This is a genomic window from Streptomyces meridianus (assembly GCF_023703325.1).
Classification (GTDB): domain Bacteria; phylum Actinomycetota; class Actinomycetes; order Streptomycetales; family Streptomycetaceae; genus Streptomyces; species Streptomyces meridianus.
Window position 1 is genome coordinate 37,909 of the sequence record NZ_JAMQGM010000024.1, and the last position, 26,304, is coordinate 64,212.

Sequence of the window (26,304 nt, forward strand, 5' to 3'; positions counted from 1 at the left end):
GTCGGGGGTCGCTCGGGAAGCGGTCGACGGATCGCACCGGTCAGTCGTCCATCTCGGCGAGCACCGCTTCCTCGACGGCCTCGGCGAAGGCCCGCAGGGTCTGGTTCTCGAACAGCGTCCGGGTGGGGACGCGGACGGCGAACGCCTCCTCGACCCCGCCGGTGATCTGGATGCTGCGCACCGAGTCGCCGCCGATCTCGAAGAAGTTGTCGTGCACGCCGACCCGTTCGAGGTTCAGCACGTCGGCCCAGATCTCCGCGACGACCTCCTCGGTGAGCGTCTCCGGGGCGACGTAGCGGGACTCGGTCAGCTGCGACCAGTCGGGGTCGGGCAGCGCCCGGCGGTCGACCTTGCCGTTGGGGGTCAGCGGCAGATCGTCGATGGTGAGCAGCACGGACGGCACCATGTAGCCGGGCAGGGCTGCGGCCAGTGCGCCGCGGACCTCCTCGGCTTCCGGTGCCGCGCCGTCCTCGGGCAGCAGGTAGCCGACGAGCTGCTTGGCTCCGGACGGCGAGCCGGCGACCGTGACGGCCGCGCGCGCCACCCCCGGCTGCTCGGCAAGGGCGTTCTCCACCTCGCCCAGTTCGACCCGGAAGCCGCGGATCTTGATCTGGCCGTCGGCGCGGCCGATGAACTCGATCCGCCCGTCGGCCTGCCATCGCACCACGTCACCGGTGCGGTAGAGGCGGCCGCCGGAGCCGAACGGGTCGGCCACGAACCGCTCGGCGGTGAGCGCGGGACGGTTCTCGTAGCCGTGCGCCAGGCCGTCGCCGGCGAGGTAGAGCTCGCCCGGCACGCCGGGCGGCACCGGACGCAGCAGCGCGTCCAGGACGTGGGCGCGGGTGTTGTCCATCGGGCCGCCGATGGGGGTCACCGCCGCCCGCGCCTGGTCGCCGGTCAGCGGTGTGCAGGTGGCGAAGGTGGTGGTCTCGGTCGGGCCGTAGACGTGCACCACCTCGGTCTCCGGGCAGGCGTCCAGGACCCGCACGAACGACGCCGGGTTGGCGGCCTCGCCGCCGGTCCACACGGTGCGCAAGTCCGCGAAGCACGCCGGGTCGGACTGGGCGAACAGGTTGAACAGGGCGGTGGTGAGGAACATGGCGGTGACGCCGTGCTTCTCGGTGTGCTCCCGGATCAGTTCGGCGGTCAGGTCCCCGGCCGGGGGCACCACCACGGTGCCGCCGGCGAGCAGCGGCGCCCACACCTCGTAGGTGGCGGCGTCGAAGGCGTGCGGGGAGTGGAACAGGACCCGCTCGTGGCCCTCGCTCCACCGGTGGTCGCGGGTCAGCGCCACGATGTTGCGGTGGCTGACCGTGACGCCCTTGGGGGTTCCGGTGGAGCCCGAGGTGAACATGACGTACGCGCTGCCGTCCGGCGAGGCGGGGCGGCTCGCGCGTCCCGCCGGCCGGCGGGGCGGGGCGGACGCCGGGCCGTGCGGCACCGGGGTGCCGTCCGTGGCGAGGGTGATCACCGGGACGCCGGGGTCGGTGAGCCGGTCCAGCATGGACGGGTCGACGATGACGGCCGCTGCCCGGGTGTCCTCCAGCAGCCAGGAGACACGCTCGGCGGGGAACGCCGCGTGCACCGGCACGTACGCGCCGCCGGCCTTGAGCACGCCCAGCATGGCGACCGGCACCTGCACCGAGCGCGGCATCAGCATCAGGACCCGGTCCTCGGCGCCGACCCCGTGGTCCCGCAGGCACTGGGCCAACTCCTCGGCGCGGGTGTCGAGTCCGGCGTAGGTCAGCTGCTCCCGTTCGCCGACGAGCGCGACGGCGTCCGGGCGGGCGGCGGCCCGCTCGGCGAACAGCTCGGTGACCGTGCGCTCGGGCAGTACGGCGCTGCCGCCGTCGGTGAACTCCCGGATGTGCTCGGCCGAGGCGCCCGGGAGCCGGCCGAGGAGCCGTGCCGGATCGGCGACGAGTTCTCCGACGAGGACCGCGAGGTCGTCGAGCAGCCCGCGGACCGTCTCCTCCTCGAACTGCCCCGGCTCGTAGCCGAGGAGCACACGGATGCGCTCGCCGGCGTAGGCGCTCAGGGTGAGCGGGTAGTTGGTGGTCTCGTTGGCGGTGATCTCCTCGACGGTCAGGCCGTGGGCGCGGGCGCTGTCCTCGTCCACGGGATAGTTCTCGAAGACGACCAGGCTGTCGAACAGCTGGGTGTCTGCGGCCAGTTGGGCCTGGGCCTGGATGCGGGCCAGCGACAGGTAGTCGTGCGAGCGCGACTCCAGCTGCGCGCCCTGGAGCCCGGTCAGCCAGTCGGCGACCGTGACGCCCGGCTCGATCCGCACCCGCACCGGCAGCGTGTTGATGAAGATGCCGATCGCGTTCTCGACGCCGGGCAGTTCGGTGGGACGCCCGGAGGTCGTCGCGCCGAACACCACGTCGTCGCGGCCCGAGAGCGCCGAGAGCAGCAGCGCCCACGCGCCCTGCACCACGGTGTTCACGGTCAGCCGGTTGGCCTGGGCGAACGCGTTGACCGCGTCGGACAGCACGGAGGGCAGGTCCCAGCCCATGCGCCGGGAGGACCGGGAGGTGCGGACGTCGTCGGGTGCGTGGTCGTAGGGCAGTGCGACCGGGGTGTCGAACCCGGCCAGCAGCTCACGCCAGTACCCGTACGACGCCTCCTCGTCCTGCCGGGAGATCCACTCCAGGTAGTCCCGGAACTGCGGACGCACCGCCGGCTCGGCACCGCGGAAAGCGGTGAACAGGTCGGCCATCACCAGCGGCAGGCTCCAGCCGTCCAGCAGGATGTGGTGGAACGTCCACACCACCTGCACCCGGCTCTCCGACAGCCGCAGCAGGCCCACCCGGGACAGCGGCGCGGACCGCAGGTCCACACCCCGCGCCTCGTCCTCGGCCAGGAACCGCTCCAGCGCCGCCCGCTGCTCCGCCTCCGGGAGATCACGCCAGTCCTCGACGGTGACGGGCAGCGCGACGTCGGTGTGCACGATCTGCACCGGCGTCCCGACGCCCTCCCAGGCGATCGAGGTGCGCAGCACCGGGGTGCGGTCGGCGACCTGCTGCCAGGCGCGGGCGAGCGCGTCCGTGCCGTCCGGGTCTGTCACCCCGTCCAGGACGACGAGCAGCTGCTCGAAGTAGGAGGCGGAGTCCGGTTCGTGGAGGGCGTGGAAGAGCATGCCCTGCTGCATGGGGGTGAGCGGCAGGATGTCGGCGACGTCACGGCCGTCGCCGGCCAGCCGGTCCACCTCGGCCTGCGTCAGCTCCACCAGCGGGAAGTCCGAGGGGCTCGCCCCGCCCACCCCGTCGGTGAGGCAGAAGCCGATCAGCTCGTCGAGTTCGGCGAGGAAGGCGCGGGCCAGCCCGGCCACGGTCTCCTCGTCGTGCACACCCTGGGCATAGGCCCAGTCGAAGACGAGGCGGCCATCGGTCACCCGGCCCACGACGTCGAGCAGATGGGCCCGCTGCTCCTGCGGCGCGTACTCGCCGGAGGTGCCGAGCGCGGCGGAGGTGAACACGCCCTCCTCGGCCGCCGAACCGTCGAACTGACCGAGGTAGTTGAAGCTCACCCGCGGCTGGGGGACGGCGGCGAGCGCGCCCCGCCGGTCGTCCGAGCCCAGATGGCGCAGCGCGCCGAAGCCCAGGCCCCGGTGCGGCATCGCCCGCAGCGACTCCTTGACGGTGGTGATCCGGGTCGCGGGGTCGCCCGCGCCCGGCACGGCCACCGGGAAGATGGTGGTGAACCAGCCGACGGTGCGGGACAGGTCGACGTCCTCGAACAGCTCCTCGCGGCCGTGGCCCTCGACGTCCACGAGCGTCCGCTCGTGGCCCGCCCACCGGCCGAGGACGGGACCCAGCGCGGCGAGCAGCAGGTCGTTGACCTGGGTGCGGAAGGCGGCCGGAACGTCCTGGAGCAGCTGGCGGGTCCGCTCGGCCGGCAGCGCCACCGACACGGTGCGCTGCGCGCCCATGAGGTTCGGCGCGTCGCCGTCCACCGGAACCTCGGCGCCCGCGCCCTCGGCCAGCGCCGTCCAGTACGGGAGTTCGGCGTCGAACCGGCCCTCGGCCACGGCCGCGTTCAGCCGCTCCGCCCACCGGGCGAAGGAGGCCGACTTCGGCCCCAGGTCCGGGAGTTCACCGGAGGCGGCCCCGCGGCACAGGGCCGCGAAGTCCTCGAGCAGCACCCGCCAGGACACGCCGTCGACCACCAGGTGGTGCGCGGCGATCAGCAGCCGGGACGCCTGCCCCTCACCGGTGAACAGCACCGCCTTCACCAGCGGACCGGCCGCCAGGTCCAGCGACGCCTGCACCCGCTCGGAGATCCGGGCGACCTCGGCGTCCGCATCGGCGGCCCCCGAGAGGTCCGCCGACTCCAGCACCGCGTCGACGGGCTGGTCGGCCACCGTGTGCAGGGCCCAGGTGCCGTCGGCGCTCTGTTCGGCGCGCAGCCGGAGCATGTCGTGCCGCTCCAGCAGCCCCGCCAGAGCCGGCCGCACGACCGAGGTGTCCAACCCGCCGGCAAGATCCAGCAGCACCGACATGTTGAAGTGCCCCGGCGCCACCGGATGCGTGGCGAAGAACCAGTCCACCACCGGCGTCACCGCCACCGGACCCGACACCACACCCTGATCCGCAGCCACAGCCGCATCCCCGGCAGCACCATCGGCATGCGACACCACGCCCGCCAGCGCCGCCACCGTCTGCCGCACGAACACGTCCTTCGACGTCAGCACCAGACCCGCACGACGGCACCGCGACACCACCTGGATGCTGAGAATCGAATCCCCGCCCAGATCGAAGAAGTTGTCGTGCACCCCCACCCGGTCCACGCCCAGCACACCCGCGAACACCTCCACCAGCACCCGCTCCACCGCACTGCGCGGAGCCGTGTACGCCGCGTCGTCGGCGACCGCGTCCCACGCGGGGGCGGGCAGCGCCCGCTGATCGACCTTGCCGTTGACGGACAGCGGGATCCGGTCGAGCTCGACCACCGCCGCCGGCACCATGTGCGACGGCAGGGTCTCCCCGACACCGGTGCGCAGCCCGTTCGGGTCGAGGTCCGCGTCCGGCGCCGCGACCACGTAGGCCACCAGCCGGCGCACGCCGGGGCTGTCCTCGCGCACGGTGACGACGGCCTGCCGGACTCCGGGCCGGGCCAGCAGCACCGACTCGATCTCACCGAGTTCGATCCGGAAGCCGCGGATCTTCACCTGGGCGTCCGCACGGCCCATGAACTCCAGTTGCCCGTCGGCCGTCCAGCGCACCAGGTCGCCCGACCGGTACATCCGCGCACCCGCCGGCCCGAACGGATCGGCGACGAAACGCTCCGCCGTCAGACCCGGCCGGTCCCAGTACCCCCGCGCCAGACCGGCACCCGCCAGGTACAGCTCACCCGTGACACCGGCCGGAACCGGACGCAGCGCACCGTCCAGCACGTACAGCCGCGTGCCGTCGACCGGGGAGCCGATCGGCGGGGCGCCGCCGCCCGACAGCGGGGCGCTGAAGGTGGCGGCGACGGTGCTCTCCGTCGGGCCGTACGCGTTGTACATCGTCCGGCCCCGGGACCAGACGTCGACGAGTTCGCCCGGGCACGCCTCGCCGCCGACGGTGAGCGCCCGCAGGTCGGGCAGTTCGTCCGCGTTCAGCGTGGGCAGCACGGCGGGTGGCAGGATGACGTGGCTGATGCGGTGCTCGCGCAGCGCCTCGGCCAGGTCGTCGCCGATGAGCCGGTCCTGCGAGAGCGCCACCAGCGCGGCGCCGTTCAGCAGGGCCATGAACAGGTCGTAGACGGAGGCGTCGAAGCTGGGCGAGGCGAACTGCAGGATGCGGGAGTCGGGAGTGACGTCCATCCGCGTCCGCTGGGCGCGGGCGAGGTCGGCGATGCCCCGGTGGGTGACCACCACGCCCTTGGGCCGGCCCGTGGAGCCGGACGTGTAGATGACGTAGGCGGCGTCCTCGGGAGCGAGCGGGACGTCCGCGCGCGGGCCCAAGCCGTCCGGAAGCGCGGCGTCGTCGTCGAGCAGGAGGGGGCGGGCGGCCGGCGGGATCCGGTCGGCGACCGACCGCTGCGTGACGATCACCTCGACGCCGGAGTCCTCCACCATGTACCGCAGCCGTTCCGCCGGGTACTTCGGGTCCAGCGGAAGGTAGGCGGCGCCCGCCTTCACCACGCCCAGGAACGCGGCGATCAGACCGGGACCGCGCTCCAGGGACACCCCGACGAACATGCCGCGGGTGACACCGGCCGCTCGCAGCCGGGCGGCCACGAGCTCGGCGCGGGCGTCGAGGCCGGCGTAGGTCAGCTCCTCCCGCTCGCCGATCAGCGCGACGGCGTCCGGGCGGGCGGCGACCTGCTCGGCGAACAGGGCCGGAAGCGTGCTGGGGACGGCCCCGGCGGGGCCGGTGCCCCAGGTCTCCAGCGTGCGGCGCTCTTCGTCCGGCAGCAGCGGCAGCTCGGCAAGCCGGCGCTCGGGACGGGTCACCAGGGCGTCCAGCAGATGCAGCAGGCGCGCCATCAGATCGCCGGCGGTCGCCTCGGTGAAGCAGCGCGGGTCGTAGCGCAGGTGGAAGCCGATCCGTTCGCCGTCGTAGGCGGCGAGCATCAGCGGGTAGCTGGTGGCCTCGTTGGCGGTGATCTCCTCGACGGTCAGGCCGTGGGCGCGGGCGCTGTCCTCGTCCACGGGATAGTTCTCGAAGACGACCAGGCTGTCGAACAGCTGTGTTTCGGCGGGCAGTTGGGCCTGGGCCTGGATGCGGGCCAGCGACAGGTGGTCGTGGGAGCGGGACTCGAGCTGCGCGGCCTGCAGGCCGGTCAGCCAGTCGGCGACCGTGACGCCCGGCTCGATCCGCACCCGCACGGGCAGGGTGTTGATGAAGATGCCGACCGTCGCCTCGACGCCGGGCAGTTCGGTGGGACGCCCGGATGTCGTCGCGCCGAACACCACGTCGTCCCGGCCCGAGTACGCCGACAGCATCAGCGCCCACGCGCCCTGGACGACCGCGTTGGAGGTGAGCCGGTGCGCCTGGGCGAAGTCGTGCACCGCCGCCGAGAGGGCTTCGGGCAGGTTCTCGACGAGCGCGGCCGTCGATCTGGCGGCGCGCACGTCGTCGGGGGTGTGGTCGTAGGGCAGTGCGACCGGGGTGTCGAACCCGGCCAGCAGCTCACGCCAGTACCCGTAGGAGGCCTCCTCGTCCTGCCGGGAGATCCACTCCAGGTACTCCCGGAACTCCGGCCGCACCGCCGGCTCGGTGCCCCGGAAGGCGGCGAACAGGTCCGCCATCACCAGCGGCAGGCTCCAGCCGTCCAGCAGGATGTGGTGGAACGTCCACACCACCTGCACCCGGCTCTCCGACAGCCGCAGCAGACCCACCCGGGACAGCGGCGCACGCCACAGGTCCACACCCCGCGCCTCGTCCTCGGCCAGGAACCGCTCCAGCGCGGCCCGCCGCTCCGCCTCCGGCAGGTCGCGCAGATCACGGATCTCCACGCCGAACCGGGCTTCCCGGTGGACCAGTTGGACGGGCCGGTCGAGTTCCTCCCAGGCGAACGACGTGCGCAGCACCGGGGTGCGGTCGGCGACCTGCTGCCAGGCGCGGGCGAGCGCGTCCACGTCCGTCACGCCGTCGAGCACGAACATGACCTGCTCGAAGTACGACAGGGAGCCGGGTTCCAGCAGCGAGTGGAAGAGCATGCCCTGCTGCATCGGGGTGAGCGGCAGGATGTCGGCGACGTCGCGGCTGTCGCCGGCCAGCCGGTCGACCTCGTCCTGCGTCAGCTGCACCAGCGGGAAGTCCGAGGGGGTCGCCCCGCCCACGCCGTCGGTGAGGCAGAAGCCGATCAGCTCGTCGAGCGCGGCCAGCAGCCCGTCGGCCAGGGAGCGAACCGTTTCCTCGTCGTGCACACCCTGGGCGTAGGCCCAGTCGAAGACGAGGCGGCCGTCGACGACCCGGCCGATCACGTCCAGCAGGTGCGCGCGTTCCTCCTGCGGCGCGTACTCGCCGCCGACGTTGAGGGTGAGCGCGTCGATGACGCCGCTCTCACCGGCCGAACCGTCGAACTGACCGAGGTAGTTGAAGCTCACCTGCGGCACCGGCAGCGCGGCCAGGGCCGTCCGCTGCTCGTCGGAGCCGAGGTGGCGCAGCGCGCCGAAGCCGAGGCCCCGGTGCGGTGTCGCCCGCAGCGACTCCTTCACGCACTTCAGCTGGACGTCCCAGCCGTCCGCCGATCCGAGCGCGACCGGGAAGATGGTGGTGAACCAGCCGACGGTGCGGGAGAGGTCGACGTCGTCGAACAGTTCCTCGCGGCCGTGGCCCTCCAGGTCGACGAGCATCCTCTCCTGCCCGGACCAGGCGCACAGCACCCGGCCGAGGGCGGCGAGCAGCAGGTCGTTGACCTGGGTGCGGAAGGCGGCCGGAACGTCCTGGAGCAGCTGCCGGGTGCGCTCGGCGGGCAGCGACACCGACACGGTGCGCTGCGCACCCATGAGGTTCGGCGCGTCGCCGTCCACCGGCACCTCGGCGCCGGCGCCCTCGGCCAGCGCCGTCCAGTACGGCAGTTCGGCGTCGAAGCGGCCCTCGGCCACCGCCGCGTTCAGCCGCCCCGCCCACCGGGCGAACGAGGCCGTCTTGCGCACCGGATCGGCCGTCGCGCCCTCGGCGAGGCGACGGCACTCCGCCGCGAAGTCCTCGAGCAGCACCCGCCAGGACACCCCGTCGACCACCAGGTGGTGCGCGGCGATCAGCAGCCGGGACGCGTGCCCCTCACCGGCGAACAGCACCGCCTTCACCAGCGGACCGGCCGCCAGGTCCAGCGACGCCTGCACCCGCTCGCAGACCTCGGTGATCACGGCGCCCACGTCCGCCGCAGCGGTCCCCGCAAGGTCCACCGTCTCCAGCACCGCGTCGACCGGCTCCTCGGCCACCGTCCGCAGCGACCAGGCACCATCGGCCCGATCGGCGCGCAGCCGCAGCATGTCGTGCCGCTCCAGCAGCACCGACAACGCGGGAGCGACCAGAGCCGGGTCCAACCCGTCGGTCAGATCCAGCAGCACCGACATGTTGAAGTGCCCCGGCGCCACCGGATGCGTACCGAAGAACCAGTCCACCACCGGCGTCACCGCCACCGGACCCGACACCACACCCTGATCCGCAGCCACAGCCGCATCCCCGGCAACACCATCGGCATGCGACACCACGCCCGCCAGCGCCGCCACCGTCTGCCGCACGAACACGTCCTTCGACGTCAGCACCAGACCCGCACGACGGCACCGCGACACCACCTGGATGCTCAGGATCGAATCCCCACCCAGATCGAAGAAGTTGTCGTGCACCCCCACCCGCTCGACACCCAGCACACCCGCGAACACCTCCGCCAGCACACACTCCACCGCAGACCGCGGAGCCACGTACCCGGCATCGTCCGTCAGGTGCGCCTCGGGGGCGGGCAGCGCGCGACGGTCCAGCTTCCCGCTGTTGTTCAGCGGCAGCGCTTCGAGCGGCACGATCGCCGCCGGCACCATGTACTCGGGCAGCTCCGCGGCCAGGGCGTCGCGCAGCGCCGCGCCGTCCACGCCCCCGGTGTGCTCACCGGCGGCGACGACGTACGCGAGGAGCCGCTTCGCGCCCGAGTCCGACGCGCGGACGACGACCACGGCCTGGCCGACCTCCGGCCGGCGCAGCAACGCGGCCTCGATCTCGCCGAGTTCGATCCGGAAGCCGCGGATCTTCACCTGCTCGTCGGCCCGCCCGACGAAGTCCACCTCGCCGTCGGCCGTCCAGCGCACCAGGTCACCGGAGCGGTACATCCGGGCGCCCGGCGACCCGAACGGGTCGGCGACGAAACGCTCCGCCGTCAGACCCGGACGGTCCCAGTACCCCCGCGCCAGACCGGCACCCGCCAGGTACAGCTCCCCCGTGACCCCGGCCGGAACCGGGCGCAGCGCACTGTCCAGCACGTACAGCCGCGTGCCGTCGAGGGCGCGGCCGATGGGCGGGACCCTGTCCCGGTCCGCGTCCACGACCTCGTGCGTGGTCACGAACGTGGTGGTCTCGGTGGGGCCGTAGGCGTTGACGATCCGGACGGCGGGGCAGGCATCGGCGACCCGGCGCACGGCCTGCGGACTCGCGGCCTCGCCACCGGTCAGCACCTCGCGCATGCCGGAGAAACAGTCGGGTCTGTGGTGGGCGAAGAGGTTGAACAGCGAGGCGGTGACGAAGGTCGCCTCGACGCCGTGCGCGTCGACGAGGGCGCCGAACGCCTCCGCGTCGAGCTGCTCCGGCGGGGCGACGACGACGCTGCCGCCGTTCAGCAGCGGAACCCAGATCTCGTAGGTGGCGGCGTCGAAGGCGTGCGAGGAGTGGAACAGCGTGCGGTGGTGGCGACCGCTCTGCCATCGGCTGTCGGCAGCGAGCCGGACGATGTCGGCGTGGGTGTTGGTCACGCCCTTCGGCACGCCGGTGGAGCCGGAGGTGAACATCACGTAGGCGAGCTGCTCCGGGTGGGCCACCGCCTCGCGCAGCGCCGCAGTGGTCGTGCTCGGCGACTGCGCGTCCCCGGTGATCCGCCCGGCGGTGTCGAGCACCAGGACGGGCTGCCGGACGCCGCCCGGAACGCGGTCCGCCGCCTCCGTGTCGGTGATCACGCACACCGCGCCGGTGTCCTCGATGAGCCGGCGCACCCGCTCCTGCGGATAGCCGGAGTGCGCGGGGACGTAGGCGCCGCCGGCGCGGAGCACGGCCAGCATGGCCACGATCACCTGGACGCCTCGCTCGGCGACCAGCACGACGGGCGACTCGGCCCCGACTCCCGCGGACTGCAGCTCGAGCGCCAGCTTCTCAGCGCGGGAGTCGAGTTCGGCATAGCTCAGCTGCTCGTCCGGCCCGATGACGGCGACGGCGTCCGGCCGGTCGGCGGCCTGCCGCGCGAACACGGCGGGCACGGTTTCGCACTCCCCGGCCGGCTCGTCGCCGTTCCACTGCTCGACGGCCCGCCGCTCGTCCCCGGACAGCAGGTCGAGGGCGGCCAGCGGCAGGGCCGGCCGGGCGCCGGCCAGCGCGGCGAGGCGCCGCAGCCGGCCGGTGAGGCGGTGGACCGTGGCCTCGTCGTACAGGTCGGTGTTGTACTCGACGCGCACGCGCAGGGCCCCGTCGCGCTCCTCGAACTCGACGACGAGGTCGAACAGGGAGGCGGTGCGCGGCAGCCGGACCTCGTCGACGCGCAGGCCGGGCAGTTCGACCCGCTGCGGCAGCGCGTTCTGCAGCACCATGATCGCCTGGAACAGCGGGGTGCGGCTCGGGTCGCGTTCGGTGACGAGTTCCTCGACCAGCCGGTCGAAGGGGAGTTCGTGCGCGAAGGCGTCCAGGACGGTGTCGCGCACGTCGGCGACGAACGACTCGACGGTGCCGGCGCGGTCCGGCCGGGAGCGGATGACCAGCGGGTTCACGAAGAAGCCCACGAGGTCGTCGGTGCCGCGCGCCTCGCGGCCGGAGGAGGCGACGCCCAGGGCGACGTCGTCGGCCCCGGAGGCTGTGGAGAGCAGCAGCTGGGTGACGGCCGTCAGCGTCATGAAGAGGGTGGCGCCCCGGCGGCGTCCGAGCGCCTTCAGCGCGGCCGTGTCCTCGGGGGTGAGGGTGAGCCGGACCTCGGCGCCGGCGGTGGTGCGGACCTCGGGACGGGGCCGGTCGGTGGGCAGTTCCAGGGGGCGCACACCGTCGAGGCGGCTGCGCCAGTGGTCGATGCGTCCGGTGGTGGCGTCGCCGTGGTTCCGGCCGGCCTGCTCCCAGGCGGCGTAGTCGGCGTACTGCACGGCGAGGGCCGGGAGTTCCGCTCCGCCGTCCGGACTCCCGCAGGCCGCGCGGTAGAGGGCGGTCAGGTCGCGGGTCAGTACGCCGAGGGACCAGCCGTCGCTGACGATGTGGTGGGAGCTGAGCACGAACAGGTGCTCGTCGGCGTCCAGCCGGATCAGCGTCGCACGGAACAGCGGGCCGTTCTCCAGGTCGAAGGGCTGCTCGACCTCGGCGGCCAGCAGGGCGGCCGTGCGCTCGTCCCGCTCCCGGCCCGTGGAAGCGGACAGGTCGTGCTCGGCGAGCGCCACCGGGCTGCTCGCGGCGTCGTGCACGCGCTGCACGGGCTGCCCGTCCAGCTCGTGGAACGTGGTGCGCAGCGACTCGTGGCGTTCGGTCAGGCTGTTCAGGGCGGTGCGCAGGGCCTGCCGGTCCAGCGGTCCGTGCAGGCGGTAGCCGGTGCCGGTGTAGTACTCGGCGCTGCCGTTCTCGTACTGGTGCAGGAACCACAGCCGGCGCTGGGCGGACGACAGCGGCAGCGGCCTGCTGCGGTCCGCCGGGGGTATCTCGTCGGTGGGGGCGCCGAGTCCGTGGGCGGCGAGCAGGGCCGCCGTGCGGTGGGTGAACAGGGCCCGGCGGTCGGCACCGGTGCCGAGGGCCGCCTCGATCCGGGAGAGGGCGCGGACGGCGAGGATCGAGTCGCCGCCGAGGTCGAAGAAGTCGTCGTGGACGCCGACCCGTTCGAGGCCCAGCAGCTCGGCGAAGACCTCGGTGACGGCCCGCTCGGCGTCGTTCGTCGGTGCGGTGTACGCGGCGGCGCCGGAGGCGGCGGGGGCGGGCAGCGCGGCCCGGTCGATCTTGCCGTTGGCGGTCAGCGGCAGGGCGTCGAGCAGGACGACGGCGGACGGCACCAGGTGCTCGGGCAACCGGGCGGCCAGGGCGTCGCGCAGGACGGCCGCGTCGGTGCTCCCGCCGGCGGCGGGCACGGCGTAGCCGACGAGCCTCCGGTGGCCGGGGGTGTCCTCGCGGACCGTGGCGGCGGCGTGCACGACGCCGGGCAGGCGGCCGAGCGCGTCCTCGATCTCGCCGAGTTCGATGCGGAAGCCGCGCAGTTTGACCTGGCCGTCGGCGCGGCCGGCGAACTCCAGTTCTCCGCCGGCGGTGCGGTGCACCAGGTCGCCGGAACGGTACATCCGTGCGCCGGGCCCGCCGAAGGGGTCCGCGACGAAGCGTTCGGCGGTGAGTCCCGGCCGGTCGAAGTAGCCGCGGGCCAGTCCCTCGCCGGCGATGTACAGCTCGCCGGTGCCGCCGGGCGGGACGGGCCGCAGCATCGCGTCGAGGACGTGGACGCGGGTGCCGTCGACGGCGTCGCCGAGCGGGGGTGTGCCGTCACCGGACAGGGGGGCGCTCATGGTGGCGCACACGGTCGTCTCGGTCGGGCCGTAGCCGTTGTACATGCGGCGGCCCCGGGACCAGGCGGCCAGCAGGTCGACGGGGCAGGCCTCGCCGGCGACCATCAGGGCTTCGAGGCCGTCGAGCCCGGCCGGGGACATCGCGGGCAGTACGGCGGGCGGCAGGGTGACGTGCGTGATGCCGTACTCCCGGAGGGAGCGGGTGAGTTCGTCGCCGAACAGCCGGTCCTGGGGGAGCGTGACGAAGGCGGCGCCGCCGGCGAGCGCCATGCACAGTTCGAAGACCGAGGCGTCGAAGCTGGGTGAGGCGAACTGCAGGACGCGCGACGTGGGCGTCACCTCCATCCGCGTGCGCTGGGTGCGGGCGAGGTCGGCGATGCCGCGGTGGGTGACCACCACGCCCTTGGGACGTCCCGTGGAGCCGGAGGTGTAGATGACGTACGCGGCGTCGTCCGGGGTGAGGTCGGCATCCGGGGTGCGCCCGGCGTCGGGCGCCGGCTCGCCGCCCCGCAGGTCCTCCAGCAGCAGGAGCCCGGGACCCGTGGGCACCACGTGCCGCAGCGACTCCTGGGTCAGCACCAGCGGAACCTGTGCGTCCTGCGTCATGTACCGCAGGCGCTCCGCCGGGTACGCGGGGTCCAGCGGCAGGTGCACGCCGCCCGCACGCATCACGGCGAGCAGGGACACGACAAGTCCGGCGCCGCGTTCGAGGCAGACGCCCACGAACATGCCCCGGCGGACGCCGTGTTCGCGCAGCCGGACCGCGAGACGGGACACCCGGGCGTCGAGCTCCGCGTAGCCGATCGTGCCCGACTCGGTCACGAGGGCGGTGGCATCCGGCCGTCGGACGGCCTGTTCGGCCAGCAGCCCGGGCAGCGACCGGAAGGATGCCGCCCCGCTCTCGCCCGTCGCTTCCGGGCGGACGGCGCGGACCGTGTTCTGCGCACTGGACACGATGGGTGACTCCTCTGAGGACGCAAGAGAGCAGCCCGGGCGCGCGCAGGCGAGCGGCCGGGAGACACCCGGGCGTGACCGGGCGGCGGCTGGACATTCGGGAGCACACCGCTTGCCGGGGGTCCGGCAGGCGGTGTGCCGAGGGAAGGCCGGGGGGATGGAGCGGAGGTCAGGCGGCGACCGGCGCCGCGACGGCCACGCGTCTGAGCGTGCGGCCGTTGTACTGCATGAGATCGGCCGCACCGGTCCGGGGACAGCGCAGGAACCGGCCGCTGAACAGCACGTTCCCGTGTTCCTCGGCCATCACCCCGAAGGTCAGGTCGCTGGTGACCTCGACGGTGCCGGTCAGGCCGTTGCACGCGTCGAAGCCGAGGCTTCCGTCCTCCGTGGCGCGGATGTTGATGCCGAGTTCGCCGTTGGTGTACTCGCCGGTGAACTCGTGGGCGGTGGTCAGCGGCAGGCCCGCCGGCGCGGGCTGCCGGTAGTGGCCGACGCTCATCCGGTCGCGGCCGGCCAGGCCGCCGGCGAGCGCGGTGACGAGGTCGTGCCAGGCGGCCAGGCCCGTCGTGGAGTTGGTGGTGAGCGCCAGCACGGTGCCGCCCTCGGGGTCGACCCGGACGTTGCACGTGCCGCCGTCCAGGGTGCCGTCGTGGCCGAGCCACAGGGCCCCGTCGTCGGCGCGGAACAGGCCCCAGCCGGAGCCCCAGCCGTCGGCCAGCCCGAACGGGTCGGCGGCCGGCACGTGCCGGACCATCTCGGCCAGCACGTCGGGGTCGGCGATGCGCACCGGGTGCGCGGTGTCGGCGTGCGTCAGCAGGGCACGTCCCATGTCCACGAGGGCCGTCGCGCTCCCGGCGATGCCGCCCGCGGCGGCGAGGGTCGACTCCACCAGGAACTCGACCGGTTCGGCCCGGCCGGTGAGCGCGTTCACGGCGTGTCCGCTGACCACCGGGGCCGTCGGGGAGAGGGAGTTGGTGTCGCGGACCAGCGCGAGGTCCAGTCCGGCCGGTCCGGCGAGGTGGGTCCGCAGGGCGTCCTGCCAGTGGCGTCCGGTGAGGACCTCGACCAGGTAGGCGGCGACGGCGTACCCGGTGTTCGAGTAGGAGAACGCGGTTCCGGGGGCGTTGACGTGTCCGGTGCGCAGGACGGAGGCGAAGTAGCGCCGCAGGGACGGGGTGCGCAGCGGCTCGCCCTCGTGGTCGGAGACCAGACCGGCCGTGTGGCTCAGCAGCTGGCGCAGGGTCACGGCGTTCATGGGGTGGCCGTGCGGGATGCTGCCGTACTCCAGCAGGTCGGCGATCGGCTCGTCGAGATCTGCTTCGCCCTCGTCGACGAGCTGGGCGATGAGGGCGGCGGTGAATATCTTGCTGACGGATCCGTAGGCGAAGCGGGACCCGGGGCCCACCGGGGTGTTCCCGCCCAGTCGCTCGACACCGTGGACGAGTTCGCGCAGTTCGCCGTCGCGGTAGACGGCGAGCTGGGCGCCGGGTATGTGGTGCCGGCGCATGATGCTGTCGAACAAACCGGCCAGGCTCTGCACGGTCATGCTCCCCCGTTTCGGTCGCGCTGCTCGGCCGGTTGCGGATTCCGCCGGCCCCACACAGAGAACGCCCTACCGGGCCGGTAGAGCGCGTTCACATGATGACCACATATTTGTCTCTACCTTCACGGTTCGCAAAGAGAGCCGCCCGAGACCGGAAGACGCAGGTCGGAGCCGGTTTTCCAGCCGATCGCCCAGCGTGTGGCTCAGGCCATGGGTGGGTTTTCAGACCCCGACGGACTGCAACGCGGACTCCATCACCCCGGACGGGGAACGGTCGGCGCACGCCCGGCACGGAACGCCGGAATCGTCCGCCGTGGAGTCGAGCATCAGCTTCCCCAGCGCAGTGATCTCGTGCCGGACCGTGTTGCTGGCCCGCGTCGTCGTGATGAGCCCCGTGCTGCGCAGCACCGAGGTGTGCTCGCTGACCGTGGTCGCGGAGATCTGCAGCTTCTCGCTGAGCCCACCGGTCGACTGCGGCCGCACCAGCTGCGCCAGCACCGCCGCCCGGGTACGGCCCAGCAGCTTCGGCAGCGAACGCATCGCCTCCGACTCCTTGCTCAGCGCCTGGACCGCCGCACCGTGCGGGCAGACCGGGAAGACCAGGACGGAGACGGAATGCGCGTACGTCCGGCTGCGCCAGGAGAACACCTGCGGCCGGGCCAGAAACACCGACGGGACGAGAACCAGCCCGCTCCCGTCGAGACGGAGCGCGTGGTCGTCGTCCCCGCATTCCAGTGTCAGCTTCCCCGAGGACCAGCGCACACCCTCGCCCATGCCCTCCAGCGTGGCGGCGAGCCCGTGGTCCGCAAGCATCCGGCCGTACCGGCGGCGTGCGCCGGCCAGCAACCGCCGGACACTGTCCTCGTAGGGGGCGACCGCCAGCGCGCGGAACTCGCGCAGCGCGGCGATCGCATGGGGTAAGGACTCCGACTCGCGTTCCGCACGGGTCGACGGCACCCCTTCGCACAGCACCGGAATCAGCTTCTCGCCCGCGGCGAGAGCCCGCGCAAGGGCGAACCGCAGCGGTGGGTGCGCGGCCAGCCTGGCCCGCGCGTGACGCGTCCATTCCCCCGGCCTGGCCCCCTGCCGGCCGCCCGCCAGCAGCGCGGCACCGAACACCGCCTCGACCAGGGGCCGGGTGTGCGGTGAGAGGCGGGTCCGCGCGATGTCCTCGGGGGTGAAATGAATGGTGGACACATCTGTCCCTTCGCTCGTCTGCCCTTGCCTGTTCACCACGAGGTGCCGTTCGCGCGGGTTGCGCGAACGGCACCTGCGGGACGCCGGAGCGCCCCCTCGGATCTGTCCGGGACAGACCCTCGTACATCAGCTCCTTGCCCGCCGCGCGTAGGCCCGGACGGCCAGCGGGAACAGCACGGCGAGGATGACGGCCATGGAACCGAGGCTCCACAGCACCGGGCCCGCCACCTCCCCGCCGAGCATCAGCCCGCGCGCCGCATCGACGAAGTGCGACACCGGGTTGACCTCGATCCATGCTTGCAGCCAGCCCGGCATCGTGTCCGGCGAGGCGAAGATGTTGCTGCCGAACGTGAGCGGAAGCACGAGCGACATGGCGATCCCCGGCACCGCCTGCGGGCTCTCGGCGACCATGCCGATCAGCACCGACAGCCAGCACAGCGTCAGCCCGAACCCGATCACGAGCAGCACGGCGAACAGCACCGACAGCACATCGGTCTGCACCCGGAAGCCGAACGCGAACGCCAGCCCCAGCAGCACCGTCAGTGCCAGCGCGTACCGCACCACGTCGCCGAGCACCGCGCCCACCAGCGGCGCCGAGCGGGCGATCGGCAGACTGCGGAACCGGTCGAACACCCCCTTGGCGATGTCGGTGTTGAGGGCGAGGCCCGTCCCGACACTCGCGTACAGGGTGATCTGCACCATCAGGCCCGGCACCAGGGTCTGGAGGTAGGTGTGCCAGTCACCCGCCACCTCACCGCCGAACAGGAACACGAACACCACCAGGAACAGCACCGGCTGGATGATCGTGTCCACCAGCGTCGCGGGCGACCGGACGATGTAGCGGATGTTCCGCCCCGCCAGGGTCAGGCTGTGCCCGACCGCCTTGCCCAGCCCGACCTGGCGCATGGCGGGCGCCGATGCGGCCGGGTTCGCCACCGGGTTCGCTGCCGTCGCCGCACTCACGCCGCACTCCGCTCATTCATGGGGGACCGGGCGTCCCCGTCCGTCCCGTCCGTCCCGTCGGCGGAGCGGCCGTCCGCCGCCCGCTCGGCCGGGCTGCCCGTCAGCGCCAGGAACACGTCGTCCAGGCTGGGCAGCCGCAGGGCCAGTTCGTCGGCGGTGATGCCGTCCTCGTCCAGGCGCCGGACGAGCGCGGACATCAGCACCGGGTCGTCGACCGGAGCCGTGACGACCCCGGCGTCCTCGTCGACCGTGGGCTCGCCGCCGATGAGCGCCGCCAGGATCCGGCTGACACGCGGGACGTCCCGGGCATCACCGGGCCGGACCAGCAGGGTCTGCGAACCGGTGCGCCGCTTCAGGTCGTCGGCCTGGCCCTCGGCCACCACCCGCCCCTGGTCGATCACGGTGATCCGGTCGGCGAGCTGGTCGGCCTCCTCCAGGTACTGGGTGGTGAGCAGAACCGAGGTGCCCTCCTTGGACAGCTCCCGCACGATGCTCCACACCTGGTTGCGGCTGCGCGGGTCCAGGCCCGTGGTGGGCTCGTCGAGGAACAGCACCTGCGGCCGGTTGACCAGGCTCGCGGCCAGGTCGACGCGGCGGCGCATACCGCCCGAGTACGTCTTCACCGCCCGCGCGCCGGGCTCGGTCAGACCGAACTGCTCCAGCAGCTCCGCCGCCCGCGCCCTCGCCTCCCGGCGCGGCATCTCCAGCAGCCGGCCGATCAGCACGAGGTTCTCGAACCCCGTCAACTCCTCGTCGAGCGAGGCGTACTGGCCGGTCAGCCCGATGGCGCGGCGTACCGCCACCGGCTGGCGCACCACGTCGTGGCCGGCCACGACGGCCGAGCCCGCGTCGGGGCTCAGCAGTGTCGACAGCACACGGACGGTGGTCGTCTTGCCCGCGCCGTTCGGCCCGAGCACGCCGAGTATGGAACCGGCCGGGACCGTGAGGTCGACTCCGGCCAGCGCTCTCGTCGACCCGTAGGTCTTCACCAGGCCCTCGGCCCGGATTGCGTCAGTCATGGGTCCTCCTGAATACGGACCCACTCTCCGCACCCCGGCGAACACGTCCGCCACACCGGACCGACACGACTGACAGGCCGCGGACAGCCGGCTGACAGAGGGCTGCGGCGCCGGGCCCCGCGCCGCGCACCGGGCCGCCCCGAACCTGCGTCCCCGGGGAGTCGGCTCACCCCGCGTCCGGCAGGGCGGCCCGACAGCGCTCACCGCGCACGGAACTGCCGGCGCCCGGCAGGGCTCTCCTGCAGTTCGGCGGCGCACCGTCTCTATGCTGGCCCCCATGAGCAGCCCCGCCCGCTTCGACCGCGGCCACACCGACGACCTGATCGCCTTCCTCGCCGGCGCGCCCTCCCCGTACCACGCCGTGGCGAGCGCCGCCGAGCGGCTCGAGAAGGCCGGGTTCCGCCAGGTCGCCGAGACCGCGGCGTGGGACGGGACCCACGGCGGCAAGTACGTGCTGCGCGGCGGTGCGATCATCGCCTGGTACGTGCCCGAGGGCGCCGAGCCGTCCACCCCGTTCCGGATCGTCGGCGCGCACACCGACTCCCCCAACCTGCGGGTCAAGCCCACCCCGGACACCGGGAGCCAGGGCTGGCGGCAGATCGCCGTCGAGATCTACGGCGGCACGCTGCTCAACACCTGGCTCGACCGCGACCTCGGCCTGAGCGGACGCCTCACCCTGCGCGGCGGTGCCCACCGGCTCGTCTCCGTCGACCGGCCGCTGCTGCGCGTCCCCCAGCTCGCGGTGCACCTCGACCGCAGCGTCAACGCCGACGGCCTCAAGCTCGACAAGCAGCGCCACATGACCCCCGTCTGGGGCCTGGGCGACGTGGACGAGGGCGACCTGATCCGCTTCGTCGCCGACGAGGCCGGGGTGGACGCCGACGACGTCACCGGCTGGGACCTCATGGTCCACAGCGTGGAGGCACCCGCCTACCTGGGCCGGGACCGCGAACTGCTGGCCGGCCCGCGGATGGACAACCTGCTGTCCGTGCACGCCGGGACGGCCGCCCTCGCCGCGGTCGCCGGCAACGAGCGGCTGCCGTACATCCCGGTGCTCGCCGCGTTCGACCACGAGGAGAACGGCAGCCAGTCCGACACCGGCGCCGAGGGCCCGCTGCTGGGCAACGTGCTGGAGCGGTCGGTGTTCGCCCGCGGCGGCGGTTACGAGGACAAGGCGCGGGCCTTCGCCGGAACCGTCTGCCTCTCCTCGGACACCGGCCACGCCGTGCACCCCAACTACGCGGAGCGGCACGAGCCGGGCCACCACCCGATGCCCAACGGCGGTCCGATCCTCAAGGTCAACGTCAACCAGCGCTATGCGACGGACGGCAGCGGTCGGGCCGTGTTCGCCGACGCCTGCGAACGCGCGGACGTGCCCTGGCAGTCGTTCGTGTCCAACAACTCGATGCCCTGCGGCACCACGATCGGGCCGATCACCGCGGCCCGGCACGGCATCGCGACCGTCGACATCGGCGTGGCCATCCTGTCGATGCACTCCGCCCGTGAACTGTGCGGCGCCGACGACCCGTTCCTGCTCGCCAACGTGCTGGCCGCGTTCCTCGAGGGCTGACGACCACCCGGGCGGGCGGGGGCGTGAGGCGTTCAACGTCCCTCCGCCGTGGCCAGGTCGGCGATGTCCTGTCACAGTTCTGTGGAACGGGCGCTGGATGATGTCCAGCGCCACCGGGGCCCGTCCGTGCCGCACGCAGTGCGGACGGTCCCGCCGAGAACAGCACTGGGGGAACTCCTATGCCGGCCACACGCCTCGCCCGCGCCACCGCGCTCGCCCTCGTCGCGCTCACCGCGCTGTCCCTGACGGGATGCCAGCCCGGGAGCGGCAGGAACGGCAAGAAGCGCCACAAGTCCTCGTCGTCCGGGTACAAGAGCAGCCACCGGAGTGACGGTTTCGGCTCCGGCTCGTCGTCGCACCGCCGCACTTCCCACAAGCACCGGAGCACGGCCGTCCGCGACTGCACGGCGAACGACCTGCGACTGACGGCCGAGCCCGTCTCGCGTCCCGCCCACCGCTTCCTGGTGCGGGCCCAGAACACCTCCGGCCGCACCTGCGAGCTGGAGGGATACCCGCGCGTCCGTTTCGACGGGGCGCGGCAGGCCCCCGACGTGGTGAACCGCAACCGGCCGGTGTCCGACCTGAAGTTGAGCCCGGGCCGGTCCGCCTATGCGGCGGTGCAGACCGCAGCCGCGTCCGGATCGGGCGGCACCACGGTGAAGGACGTCGAGGTCGCCCTGCTGGCGGAGAACAAGCTCGACGTGCTCGGGAACCCGGTGCGGCTCGGCCTCCCGCGCGGGACCACCGTCGGTGAGACGGCGGTCGGTTACTGGTGGACCACCACGTCGGGGGCCCTGAAGTGGTAGCCCGCCACCCACGTACATGAGGCGTCCTTCTCCGGGTACGCGAACCCCGACAGGCTTCGCGAAGCGAGCAGAACGGAGGAGGACACCATGGGTATCGGCGGATGCATCGGTCTGATCGCGGTCGGGGCGATCCTCACCTTCGCGGTCGACTGGGAGCTCTCCGGCGTCAACCTTGACCTGGTGGGCCTCATCATGATGGGCGTCGGCGCTCTTGGCCTCGCCGCTTACGTCAGCATCCTCAAGCGCCGCCGGATCGCAGCGGCCCCGGTCGTGGGGGTCGAGGAGGACCGGCACATGTAGCCACGGCCTGCACGGGTCATGACGGCGGACGGGCCGTCGGAAAGGCGAACCGCGCATTTCCGACGGCCCGTTGCCGTCCGGTTCCCCGGCGGATCACGGGGCGTGCGCGTCCCGTCCACCGCCTGCCCGCAGCCGCTACTCCGGCCGCCGCACCCAGGGCGCGAAGCGCCGGCCGGGAGCCGCGTCGTCACGCCAGTAGCGCAGGACGATGCCCTGGACGATGTCCACGCTGTGTGCGGCGATGAGACAGGGGAGGGGATCCGGCCCGTCGGACTCGGCGTCGAAGGCGACGACAACAGGCGCGTGGCCGCAGTAGCGGTCGACCGTCCGCAGCTCGTCGGGGGTCGGAGCGCGGAAGCGGGGTTCCTGGAAGGAGTCGGGACAGCTGACGAAGAGGACGTCGCCGAAGACCAGTTCCAGACCGTGATGGTAGGTGAGGTCGTACCCGGCCCCCAGCCGGAGCCGCCCGCGTTCCCAGGCGACCACATCCCAGTCCCACCACGGCCCCTCGGGCAGGGTGATGACCGCCTGCACGTGTTCCACGTCCGGGCTCCCCTCGTCGCGCGGGTGGCCGGCACCTCGGTGCGGCCCCGGACCGCGCGTCGGACCACTGCACCGACTCACGCTGCCTGCAGGGTAGTTCGCCTCGCATGGACCCCAGGGCTCATGCGCACACGCCTCCGGCAGCACCCCGAAGGCCCCTTCTCCTGCCGAGCGTCACGCGTCCATGCCGGCCAGCACCAGCGGCAGCCGGGACGTTCCCGCGTCGGTGACCTGGACCGGGACGCCCCAGTCCTGCTGGTGCACATGGCAGGCCGGGTACTCGTTGTCCGGGTCGTCGTCGCAGGACGCGGCCATCGCCGAGACGTGCAGCACGCCCTCGGTGACGCCGTCCGCGAGCACCAGTTCCCGGCTCAGGTCGGTGCCGGTCCCGGCGCCCTCCGCCAGCAGCTCCGGCGGCGACGAGCTGACGATCAGCCGCGTCGAGGGACCGTAGCGCTCGTCCAGCTTCTGCCCGGCGGGCGCCTGGAAGACGACGTCCAGCCGCAGCCGGCCCTGGGCGACCTCGGTCGCCGCCCGCCGGGTCCGGTGCGCGACGGACTCCACGCGCACGGCCTCCTCCGGCAGCCGCAGCCGGGTGAGCCGGTGGCGGGCGGACTCGACGACGACGATGTCCTCGCCGACGAGCACCGCGTCCGACGGCTCGCGCAGGTCGGTGGCGAGCGTGCTGACCTCGCCGGCGCCCCCTTCCGAACCGGGCGTGTAGCGGCGCAGGGCGTGGTTGTAGGTGTCGCTGACGGCCACCGAGCCGTCGGGCAACGCGGTCACGCCCAACGGGTGCTGGAGCAGGGCCTGTTCGGCCTGCCCGTCGCGGTGACCGAAGTCGAACAGGCCGGTGCCGACGGCCGTGCGGATCACGAAGCCGCCGGCGCTGTCGGTGCCCCCTGCGTCCTCGGCGGACCGCTCCACCCAGCGCACCGCCGAGGTCTCGGAGTCGGCGATCCACAGCCGGTCCTCCGTTGCCGCGAGCCCGGAGGGCTGCGCGAACCAGGCCTCGGCCGCTGGGCCGTCGACCAGGCCCTCGTTGGTGGTTCCGGCCGCGACCTCGACGGTCCCGGTGTCCGGGTCGTACGTCCACAGCTGGTGGACGCCCGCCATGGCGATCCACAGCCGGCCCGCGAACCAGGCGATGTCCCACGGCGACGACAGGTCGACCTCGCGGGCCGGGCCGGACGTCGGGGCGCCCTGCCACCACTGGCCGCCCGTGCCGGCGAGCGTCGTCACCGCGCCGGTCTCGAGGTCCAGGGCGCGCAGCGCGTGGTTCACGGTGTCGGCGACGGCGACCCGGCCGTCGGGCAGCAGCGCCAGCCCCTGAGGCTCGCTGAACCGCGCCGTGTCCGCGTCGCCGTCGGCGAAGCCGCGCTCGCCGGCGCCGATGCGCCGGACGACGCTCTCGCCGTCGGCCGCAAGCTCCACCAGCTGGTGGCGCGTGGTGTCGGAGACCAGGAAGGTGCCTGCGGGCAGGGCGAGGATCTTGCCGGGGAAGCGCAGCTCGGTCGGCTCGGGTTCGGGCGCCACGTACGGTCCCTCGCCGCGGTGCAGGGTGCCCTTGGCCGCGTGCTCGGCCTCCAGCTCCTCGACGAGCGTCTCGATGGCGTGGGCGTGGCCCTCGCCCGCGTGCTGGGCGACGACGTAGCCCTCGGGGTCGATGACGACGAGCGTGGGCCAGGCGCGGACCGCGTACTGCTTCCAGGTGGCCAGCTCCGGGTCGTCGAGCACCGGGTGGTGCACCTCGTACCGCTCGACGGCGTCCACGACGGCCCGGTGGTCGGCCTCGTGCACGAACTTCGGCGAGTGGACGCCGATGATCACCACGGTGTCGCGGTGCTTCTCCTCGAGCTCACGCAGCTCGTCCAGGACGTGCAGGCAGTTCACACAGCAGAAGGTCCAAAAATCCAGGATCACCGTCTTGCCGCGCAGTTCGGCGAGAGTGATGTCCTTGCCGCCCGTGTTGAGCCAGGAACGTCCTTGCAGCTCAGGGGCGCGTACGCGGGGGCGCTTCGTCATACCGACAGGCTACGCGTGGGACCGGAGGCGCCGGCTCACGCCTTCCGGTCGCGGACGGCCGCCACCACCGTCGGCACGACACCGGCCACGATCGGCGCGATCGTCGCGACGAGGAACCACGGGGAGACGTCCGGGTCGGGCGTCGAACGCCAGAGGACCCCGCAGCCCACGAGGAACGACAGGCCGACGCACGCGTTGAGCACCAGTACCGCGCGGGCGATCCGGCGGGCCGAGGCGCGGCTGGCGGGCCGGTTGACCAGGGACATGCGGGCGCGGGCGAACGGCTCCGCCCGCTCCTGGGGCAGTGCGTCGCGCGGCGTCATGCGCAGCGTCAGCTCCGCGGAGACGACGGTCAGCACCGTCACCGCGGCATAGACGAAGACCAGGACGAAAGCGCTGCCGATCGACCGGTCGGCCCAGGCGTCCACGCCACCGGTGCCGATGTGCTGCGGTATCCGCTCGGGGAGGCGGGGGTAGCGGACCGCACCCCAGACGGGCAGCGCGAGCAGCAGGGCGACGTTGGACAGCAGCCAGGGGCGGAGCGGGGCGGAGAAGACCATGGGAACGATCGTCCGGCGGGAGCGCGGGCCGGGGAAGGGGCGGAGCGTCAGACGTTGTCGCCGGAATCGGCGACGAACGTGCCGCGCTGCGGAACCGTGAAGACGACACCCTCCGCGGCCAGCAGGGCGATGGCGCGGCGGACGGTCGAGCGAGCCAAGCCGTACTCCTGCACCAGGTCGCTCTCGCTGGCCATGCGTCGGCCCGGTCGCCAGTCACCACGGGCGATACGCGCGCGCAGGATCTCGGCGAGCTGCCGGTAGGGAGTCACCGGCCCGTCGTGGTCGATCGCGTCATCCGCGCTGAAATCCATGATCCGACGCTAGACGCGGGTGTACGGATCGACATTTTGAGATACGTCTGGATACGTAGCGATACAAGTAAGCTACTAAGCGAGATACAAAACCCCCGCGCCGGGGGCAACCGGCCGGGGGCATGGCCCACCTGAGAGAGCAGGCAGACATGAGCGAGACTACGGCACACCCCACCCAGTGCTACCGCTGTCCGGCCGTGGACGACTTCCCCGTGTACTCCCACTCCATCGAGACGGGCAGCGGTGCCGGGGCGATCCTCTACCTGTGCCGCCCCTGCGCCCGCCAGGAGCACTCCGACCACCTGCGACAGTGCCGGGTGTGCCGAACGGGCATCAACTGCGAGACGGCCGAGTCGCAGCACGAACTGCTGCTTGCCGTCCGCCAGGCGATGGTGGACCGAGTGCGCGCGGCGGACGTCCGGCGATCGCTCATGCACCGCAGCGCACCAGAAGCCTGGCCGGCCACCTGACGCCCCATGCGCCGGCGCGCGCCCCGGGGCGCGCGCTGGGTCCGGCCGCCGTCGGTCGCCACACAACGAGCGTTGCCACCCTGGGCAGCCAGCATGGAGAGCATGAGCGGCAGCAGGAGGTACTCAGTCAGCCTTCCCGAAGACCTCGCCGAAGCCGTGGGCACCCACGTGGGTCCGGGCGGCTTCTCCGCCTACGTGGCCGAGGCGCGGGGGCCACCGGTCCCGAAGCCGAGAATGTCCGGCACCGCTTCGCGCAGACTCCCGAAGTGGCGGTGCACGCCGTCCACTGCGGACGGCGCGTTGACGCCCCACACCGTCATCCCGGCGCGCAGCGCGGACCGAACTCCGGACGGCGCGTCCTCGACGACCAGGCAGTCCCCCGGGTCGGCCCCGAGCCGCCGGGCGGCGAGCAGATACGGCACGGGCGACGGCTTGCCCTCCGCGACGGCAGCGGCGTCCACGATCAGCTCCGGGACGGGCAGCCCGGTCCGGGCGAAGCGACCGCGCACGCGGTGCTCGTAGTTCGAGGTCACCAGCGCCCAGGACCCCGGCGCCAGGCCGTGCAGCAGGTCCGAGGCGCCGTCGAAGGCCGTGTAGACGCCGGACCGGACGTCCTCGTCCTCGAGTTCGTGCAGCGCCGCCAGGCACTCCAGCGGATCGCGGTCCGGGGCGACGCGCGCGAAGGTCTCCATCGGCATCGTCCGCAGCGCCACCCGGTGGACCTCGTCGGGGTCGAGCGCGTAGCGCCCGGCCCATGTCCTCCAGACCCTGCGCTGGTTGTCCACGGCGTCGATCAGCGTGCCGTCGACGTCGAACAGCACGCATCGCCTGCGGCCGGCCGGGGCGGAATCACCTGTCACACCGTGATCCTGCCGTCCGGCCCGGGCCGG

At 73.0% G+C, this 26,304-nt stretch carries 14 protein-coding genes; 4 read left to right on the forward strand and 10 right to left on the reverse strand.

Going from position 1 to position 26,304, the window contains the following annotated elements; genetic code table 11:
* Positions 1-40: 40 nt before the first annotated feature.
* The 5 genes from M1E25_RS11670 to M1E25_RS11690 form a co-directional block, all read right to left on the reverse strand.
* Positions 41-14,107 carry a non-ribosomal peptide synthetase gene (locus M1E25_RS11670; RefSeq protein ID WP_251413754.1) on the reverse strand — a complete coding sequence of 4,689 codons (14,067 nt, stop codon included), beginning with the start codon at positions 14,105-14,107 and terminating at the stop codon, positions 41-43.
* A gap of 169 nt (positions 14,108-14,276) precedes the next feature.
* Entirely contained in the window at positions 14,277-15,653 is a 1,377-nt protein-coding gene (locus M1E25_RS11675) for a serine hydrolase domain-containing protein (RefSeq protein ID WP_251413757.1), read from the reverse strand.
* 219 nt (positions 15,654-15,872) lie between these two features.
* Positions 15,873-16,847, reverse strand: coding sequence for a winged helix-turn-helix domain-containing protein (locus tag M1E25_RS25755; RefSeq protein ID WP_251413760.1), 975 nt, complete (start codon positions 16,845-16,847; stop codon positions 15,873-15,875).
* A 126-nt stretch (positions 16,848-16,973) separates the two neighbouring features.
* Positions 16,974-17,810: an ABC transporter permease gene (locus M1E25_RS11685; protein WP_251413763.1), complete on the reverse strand. Its 837-nt coding sequence runs from the start codon at positions 17,808-17,810 to the stop codon at positions 16,974-16,976.
* Positions 17,807-18,829 carry an ATP-binding cassette domain-containing protein gene (locus M1E25_RS11690; RefSeq protein WP_251413765.1) on the reverse strand — a complete coding sequence of 341 codons (1,023 nt, stop codon included), beginning with the start codon at positions 18,827-18,829 and terminating at the stop codon, positions 17,807-17,809. Before M1E25_RS11690 ends, M1E25_RS11685 begins: the two co-directional genes overlap by 4 nt.
* A gap of 277 nt (positions 18,830-19,106) precedes the next feature.
* Here M1E25_RS11690 and M1E25_RS11695 point away from each other — a divergent pair, with 277 nt between their 5' ends.
* The 3 genes from M1E25_RS11695 to M1E25_RS11705 all read left to right on the forward strand — a co-directional run bounded on the left by M1E25_RS11695 (position 19,107) and on the right by M1E25_RS11705 (position 21,505).
* The gene (locus tag M1E25_RS11695) at positions 19,107-20,399 is read left to right on the forward strand and encodes a M18 family aminopeptidase (RefSeq protein ID WP_251413768.1); all 1,293 of its coding nucleotides are present in this window, start codon (positions 19,107-19,109) and stop codon (positions 20,397-20,399) included.
* Between the two features lie 179 nt (positions 20,400-20,578).
* The gene (locus tag M1E25_RS11700; RefSeq protein WP_251413773.1) at positions 20,579-21,205 is read left to right on the forward strand and encodes a DUF4232 domain-containing protein; all 627 of its coding nucleotides are present in this window, start codon (positions 20,579-20,581) and stop codon (positions 21,203-21,205) included.
* Positions 21,206-21,292: 87 nt separating this feature from the next.
* Positions 21,293-21,505, forward strand: a complete 213-nt coding sequence (locus M1E25_RS11705) for a DUF6458 family protein (protein WP_251413776.1) — start codon at positions 21,293-21,295, stop codon at positions 21,503-21,505.
* A 135-nt stretch (positions 21,506-21,640) separates the two neighbouring features.
* On the opposite strand, the gene M1E25_RS11710 is transcribed toward M1E25_RS11705, so the two are convergent.
* From M1E25_RS11710 to M1E25_RS11735, 4 genes are all read right to left on the reverse strand, one after another.
* Positions 21,641-22,048: a hypothetical protein gene (locus M1E25_RS11710; protein WP_251413778.1), complete on the reverse strand. Its 408-nt coding sequence runs from the start codon at positions 22,046-22,048 to the stop codon at positions 21,641-21,643.
* 174 nt (positions 22,049-22,222) lie between these two features.
* The gene (locus tag M1E25_RS25630; protein ID WP_285830662.1) at positions 22,223-24,073 is read right to left on the reverse strand and encodes an NHL domain-containing thioredoxin family protein; all 1,851 of its coding nucleotides are present in this window, start codon (positions 24,071-24,073) and stop codon (positions 22,223-22,225) included.
* 35 nt (positions 24,074-24,108) lie between these two features.
* Positions 24,109-24,633, reverse strand: a complete 525-nt coding sequence (locus tag M1E25_RS11730) for a DUF1648 domain-containing protein (protein WP_251413780.1) — start codon at positions 24,631-24,633, stop codon at positions 24,109-24,111.
* Positions 24,634-24,680: 47 nt separating this feature from the next.
* Positions 24,681-24,944: a winged helix-turn-helix domain-containing protein gene (locus M1E25_RS11735; protein WP_251413782.1), complete on the reverse strand. Its 264-nt coding sequence runs from the start codon at positions 24,942-24,944 to the stop codon at positions 24,681-24,683.
* Positions 24,945-25,093: 149 nt separating this feature from the next.
* Between M1E25_RS11735 and M1E25_RS11740 the strand changes: the two genes are divergently transcribed.
* The gene (locus M1E25_RS11740) at positions 25,094-25,414 is read left to right on the forward strand and encodes a hypothetical protein (RefSeq protein WP_251413791.1); all 321 of its coding nucleotides are present in this window, start codon (positions 25,094-25,096) and stop codon (positions 25,412-25,414) included.
* Between the two features lie 191 nt (positions 25,415-25,605).
* On the opposite strand, the gene M1E25_RS11745 is transcribed toward M1E25_RS11740, so the two are convergent.
* Complete coding sequence (locus M1E25_RS11745) at positions 25,606-26,274, reverse strand: HAD family hydrolase (protein ID WP_251413794.1); 669 nt, start codon at positions 26,272-26,274, stop codon at positions 25,606-25,608.
* Positions 26,275-26,304 lie beyond the last annotated feature (30 nt).

What these genes read in the sequence shown, in the direction of transcription:
- M1E25_RS11675 (WP_251413757.1), bottom strand. Translation starts at nt 15,653, where the DNA reads ATGACCGTGCAGAGCCTGGCCGGTTTGTTCGACAGCATCATGCGCCGG.
- M1E25_RS11690 (WP_251413765.1), bottom strand. Translation starts at nt 18,829, where the DNA reads ATGACTGACGCAATCCGGGCCGAGGGCCTGGTGAAGACCTACGGGTCG.
- M1E25_RS11695 (WP_251413768.1), top strand. Translation starts at nt 19,107, where the DNA reads ATGAGCAGCCCCGCCCGCTTCGACCGCGGCCACACCGACGACCTGATC.
- M1E25_RS11700 (WP_251413773.1), top strand. Translation starts at nt 20,579, where the DNA reads ATGCCGGCCACACGCCTCGCCCGCGCCACCGCGCTCGCCCTCGTCGCG.
- M1E25_RS11705 (WP_251413776.1), top strand. Translation starts at nt 21,293, where the DNA reads ATGGGTATCGGCGGATGCATCGGTCTGATCGCGGTCGGGGCGATCCTC.
- M1E25_RS25630 (WP_285830662.1), bottom strand. Translation starts at nt 24,073, where the DNA reads ATGACGAAGCGCCCCCGCGTACGCGCCCCTGAGCTGCAAGGACGTTCC.
- M1E25_RS11730 (WP_251413780.1), bottom strand. Translation starts at nt 24,633, where the DNA reads ATGGTCTTCTCCGCCCCGCTCCGCCCCTGGCTGCTGTCCAACGTCGCC.
- M1E25_RS11735 (WP_251413782.1), bottom strand. Translation starts at nt 24,944, where the DNA reads ATGGATTTCAGCGCGGATGACGCGATCGACCACGACGGGCCGGTGACT.
- M1E25_RS11740 (WP_251413791.1), top strand. Translation starts at nt 25,094, where the DNA reads ATGAGCGAGACTACGGCACACCCCACCCAGTGCTACCGCTGTCCGGCC.